The organism is Roseomonas sp. 18066, from assembly GCF_902706185.1.
In the GTDB taxonomy this organism is placed as follows: domain Bacteria; phylum Pseudomonadota; class Alphaproteobacteria; order Acetobacterales; family Acetobacteraceae; genus Pseudoroseomonas.
Genome location: NZ_CACSJM010000255.1, coordinates 1 through 4710 on the forward strand (window position 1 = coordinate 1; position 4710 = coordinate 4710).

The window sequence follows — 4710 nt, forward strand, 5'->3', positions numbered from 1 at the left end:
GGGTTTCCGCGAAAATCCGGTGTGGGGCCGGGGAGGGCAGGGCGGTCCAGCCGATCGGCGGCCTGGGCGAGGGCGGCTCAGGCGGCGGGGCAGACGAGGGAAGAAGGGGCTCGGCCATGCGATGCGCAGCCTTCTGCTGGCGGTTCACTGGAAGACCACCAGAGTATGCGAAAAATAGTCGAGAACAGAAGCGGAATTTGCCGGAACGGGGAGGGGAAGATGGCAGAGGTGGCACGGGTGGCGTGAAGGCCCGATAATAAAAGGTTATCGTGAGCGTGGGGCCGGCGTAGGGGTTGAAACGTCTCGCCTGAGCCGGATGCCTAGCCCGCCCCCTGCGCCTTGCGCACGCCGTCCAACACCGCCTCATGCGTCGCCAGGATCCGCCGCAGCGTGGGCTTTCCTTTGTCGCTCGCCTCGGCGATGCCCTCGTGCATTTCCTCGATCCCCGTCACCATCTGCTCGGCCAGGCCGGAGAGACGCTCCTGGAACTGCTCGTCGTCGTCCTTGAGCTCGGTCTTCCAGATCGCCAGGACGCGAGACAATTCGCTGGCGGCGCGGGTGGGGGGGACACCCGCCTGCATCAGCTTGATCAGGGGGGCGAGGTCGGCAGCAGGGGAGCGGGACATGCGCGGCAAGATAGGTCGGCGGGCCCTGGGCGGCTAGGCGACGAAGCCGTCTTCTGCGCGGCCTTGTCGACCGGCAGCGCTGTCCGCGCGCGGCACAGCTCGACCTGCGAACAAGCTGCGCGATGGTGGTCCAATACTCTGCGGACGCGCTTTTCCGGGAGAAAATGAAACGGAGGCATCGCCTTTAATTACTTTCGGGACAAAAGTATCAATGGAGTTTTTTAATTCATAAAGGGGAGACCATCGGCGATGACACCCAATTAGAAAATAATATATTTCTTCCAATGAATGTGAAGGCGAAATATCTATTTGAGAATCTCTTTTTCGCCCGAGACTTTAACGCAGGCTTGGCTACTCGATGTCTTGTAGCATTTACTGCGGTCGATAATAATGCGGTCAAGTCCAACCGGCGATCGCTCTCGATGTCCATCAGACCCTTGTTTCGCACCGTCGCTCGAAGCCTGGCGGCTTTGGATCGCGGCGGCACCATCAGCGATCTAATGGGCACCGCTCTGCGCCTGCGGCCGGAGCAGCCTGCGAAAGCCGGGTTCAATGCCCAATAAGGACGTGGGTCGGCTTCAACCCCTGATCGGCGGCGGCGAGATGGGCCAGCATGTCCGGGACACCGACTGGTCTGCCTCCCCTATGGGGCCCTACGAGACCTGGCCGCAATCGCTGCGCTCCGCCCTGTCGCTGGTGCTCAACACCAAGGGCATCGCGGCCCTGTATTGGGGCCCGCAGCAATGGCTGCTCTACAACGACGCCTATGGGGTGGCCCTCGGCGACCGGCACCCATCCGCGTTCGGGCGCCCGATGCCGGAGGTGCTCACCGACATCGCCCCCGTGCTCAGCCCCCAGGTGGCCGAGGTGCTGACCACCGGCCGGGGCTTCGCCATCGAAAATCTTCCGATGATGATGCGGCGGCACGGCCGTGTTGAGGAAACGATCTGGACCTACAGCTTTTCGCCCGTCCAGGGTGAAGGCGAGGGCTTCGCGGGCGTGCTGCTGATTGCGACGGAGATGACGCAGCAGAAGGCCGCCGAGCAGGAGCTGCGCACGACCGAGGCGCGCCAGCGTCACCTTCTGCAGCAGATGCCCGGCTTTGTCGGGGTGCTCACCGGCCCTGATCATGTCTACGAATACGTCAACGACGCCTATGTGGCGATCTCCGGGCCGCGCCGCTTTATTGGCCGCACCGTCCGCGAGGTCTTTCCCGAGATTGCAGGTCAAGGCTTCTATGAGCTGCTGGACCAGGCCTATGCGACGGGCGAGCCCTTCGCCGCCCAGGCCATGCCGATCCGCCTCGCCGGTGAGGACGACGACCGCTACATCGATCTCCTGTACCAGCCGATCCGCAACGACCAGGGGCTGGTGACCGGCATCTTCGTCGGTGGCTATGACACCACGGCGCGCGTTCGCGGCAGGCTCTACAGCGACGCGCTGGTGAGGCTCACGGACCGCATCAGCGACCTTGGCGATCCCGACGTCATCGCGCTCGCCGCCTCCAGCATCCTGGGGGAAATGCTGAAGGTCAGCCGGGTTGGCTATGGCACCATCGATCCGGAGGCCGAGACGCTGCATGTCCGGCAGGACTGGAGCGCAGCGGGTGTCGAAACGCTGGCCGGGGTGGTGCCGCTGCGGGCCTACGGGGCCTTCATCGACAGCCTCAAGCGCGGCGAGTTCATCAGCATCGATGACGTCGCTCAGGATGCGCGCACGGCGTCCGCGGCCGATGCGCTCAGGGGGCGAAGCGCTGCGAGCTTCGTCAATGTGCTGGTGATCGAGCAAGGCCGGCTGGTCGCCGTGCTCTACGTCAATCATGGCTCCGTCCGGAGCTGGCAGGCGGAGGAGCTTGCCTTCATCAAGGAAGTGGCCGCCAGGACGCGCATCGCGGTCGAGCGCAGCCGCAGCGAGGCCGCCATGCGCGACTTCAACGCGATCCTGCAGGAGCGCGTCGCGACGGCCCTTCGCGAGCAAGCGGCAACGGAAGAGGCGCTGCGCCAGTCGCAGAAGATGGAGGCCGTCGGGCAGCTGACCGGTGGCCTGGCGCACGACTTCAACAACCTGCTGACCGGCGTGACCGGCAGCCTTGAACTGATACAGGTCCGTATCGCACAGGGCCGGATCCGGGACCTCGACCGCTACGTCAACGCCGCCATGAGCGCGGCCAACCGTGCCGCAGCGCTGACCCACCGGCTTTTGGCTTTCTCGCGGCGCCAGACGCTGGACCCCAAGCCCACCGACGTGAACCGGCTGGTCGTCGGGATGGAGGATCTGATCCGGCGGACGGTGGGGCCAGGGATCACGCTGGAACCGCCGGTCGGGGCGGTGGGATTGTGGCCCACGCTGGTGGATCCCAGCCAGCTCGAGAACGCGCTGCTGAACCTCTGCATCAATGCCCGCGACGCCATGCCGGACGGCGGCAAGCTCAGCATCGAGACAGCCAACCGATGGCTGGACGAGCGCACGGCGCGTGACCGGGACCTGGCCCCCGGCCAATACGTGTCGCTCTGTGTCTCCGACACCGGGACAGGCATGCCGCCGAACGTCGTGGCCAAGGCTTTCGACCCCTTCTTCACCACCAAGCCGATCGGCATGGGCACTGGTCTGGGGTTGTCCATGATCTACGGCTTCGCCAAGCAGTCCGGCGGGCAGGTGCGGATCTACTCCGAGCTTGGTACCGGCACCATGGTGTGCATCTACCTGCCCCGGCACCTGGGGCAGGTGGAGACCGCTGCACCGATACCCGATCTGGCCGATGCGCCGCGTGCGGAGGCGGGGCAGACGGTGCTGGTGGTGGACGATGAGCCCACGGTGCGGATGCTGGTGAGCGAGGTTCTGGAGGATCTCGGCTACACGGCGATCGAAGCCGCGGATGGCGCCGGTGGCCTGAGGGTACTGCAGTCCGATGCCCGGATTGACCTGCTGGTGACCGATGTGGGCCTGCCAGGCGGCATGAACGGGCGGCAGGTCGCCGATGCGGCCCGGGTGGCGCGGCCCAACCTAAAAGTGCTGTTCATCACTGGCTATGCCGAGAATGCCGTGCTCAGCCACGGTCATCTCGATCCTGGCATGCACGTCTTGACCAAGCCATTCGCGATGGAAGCTTTAGCCAGCCGGATTAAGGATCTCATTGCGGACTAAGAACGGAGGGTGCAACAGCAGGATTTCTGAGACCGAAGGTGTCTTGTCTTGAAGAACTCAGCACTTCGTCTGCGCGCTGAGCTTTCCCGCTGATCTCACAAGCGGCCTCGCTCGCTGAGCAGCCGGATGTCTCCGGCATGTCGGTCAGGCGCAGGAGGAAGCGTCTTTCGATGCTGGCGAAGCGCTCCGCCAGGCGCTTGGTGGCCCTCTTCGGCCGGTGCGCCGCGAAGATTGCGCTAAAAGGCGATCCCGCGTGTCAGACGATTCAATCAAGAATCCCGAGGCGGGATTCTCCTGGTGTCCAGAGAGCCGAGGCCGCCGGTGTCGGCCCTCAGCGGCGGCGGTTCGCGCGGCGCTTGGTACGGGGCTTGGGCCATGTCTTGGCGCGTGTCTTGGACGGCGCCTTGGCCACTGCCTTGGTCTGTGTCCTGGGCGGCACCTCGGGAAGCGGCGGGGCGGCGGGGATGCCGTCCATCCCGGCATAGCGCTGCAGCGTCGCTTCGGCGGCCAGATGCGGATAGGCCAGCGCCCCGGCCGGCCAGGTCTTCGCGAAGGCCGCGACTTCGGCATGATCGTGCCGGCGGATCGCCTGGACCAGCAGGGATGCCGCCTGCGCCGGCCGCAGCCGCTGCTGCAGCAGGTGGAGGTGCCATTCGCGCGCCCGCAACGGGCACCAGTCCACCAGGGATTCCTGCAGGGCGCGGCGCACCTCGGCCGGCAGTTCCTCATAGGCCCGGTAGGCATCGCCCTTGAGCTTGCTGTAGGGCTTCGCCGCCATGCTGTTGTCCATGGCCCGCCTTCTAGCCAAGAGACGATGCCAGCGAAAGCGCGACGCCAACCGGCTGCTGCGCGTCACCCATGCAGCGGCATCCTAGGGCGGCCGGGGATGTCGAACCCTCGACTCCCCCACCCCCCAGCCCCTATCCTCATCCACATGGCA

Annotated in this window: 4 protein-coding genes; 2 read left to right on the forward strand and 2 right to left on the reverse strand. The window is 65.5% G+C overall.

The features are described from left to right. Nucleotides 1–320: 320 nt before the first annotated feature. A complete protein-coding gene (locus GVN67_RS28075; protein WP_160000603.1) occupies nucleotides 321–626 on the reverse strand; it encodes a hypothetical protein in 306 nt (101 codons plus the stop codon). A gap of 284 nt (nucleotides 627–910) precedes the next feature. Between GVN67_RS28075 and GVN67_RS28080 the strand changes: the two genes are divergently transcribed. Further along, a complete protein-coding gene (locus GVN67_RS28080; RefSeq protein WP_160000604.1) occupies nucleotides 911–1189 on the forward strand; it encodes a hypothetical protein in 279 nt (92 codons plus the stop codon). Then, on the forward strand, nucleotides 1179–3770 hold the full coding sequence (locus GVN67_RS28085) for an ATP-binding protein (protein WP_160000605.1): 2592 nt from the start codon (nucleotides 1179–1181) through the stop codon (nucleotides 3768–3770). The genes GVN67_RS28080 and GVN67_RS28085 overlap by 11 nt, the downstream gene beginning before the upstream one ends. A gap of 331 nt (nucleotides 3771–4101) precedes the next feature. On the opposite strand, the gene GVN67_RS28090 is transcribed toward GVN67_RS28085, so the two are convergent. Beyond that, nucleotides 4102–4626, reverse strand: a complete 525-nt coding sequence (locus GVN67_RS28090) for a hypothetical protein (protein ID WP_160000606.1) — start codon at nucleotides 4624–4626, stop codon at nucleotides 4102–4104. Between the last annotated feature and the right edge of the window lie 84 nt (nucleotides 4627–4710).

Excerpts from the sequence above, each read along its gene's own strand:
- GVN67_RS28075 (WP_160000603.1), bottom strand. The coding sequence starts at position 626 with ATGTCCCGCTCCCCTGCTGCCGACCTCGCCCCCCTGATCAAGCTGATG.
- GVN67_RS28080 (WP_160000604.1), top strand. The coding sequence starts at position 911 with ATGAATGTGAAGGCGAAATATCTATTTGAGAATCTCTTTTTCGCCCGA.
- GVN67_RS28085 (WP_160000605.1), top strand. The coding sequence starts at position 1,179 with ATGCCCAATAAGGACGTGGGTCGGCTTCAACCCCTGATCGGCGGCGGC.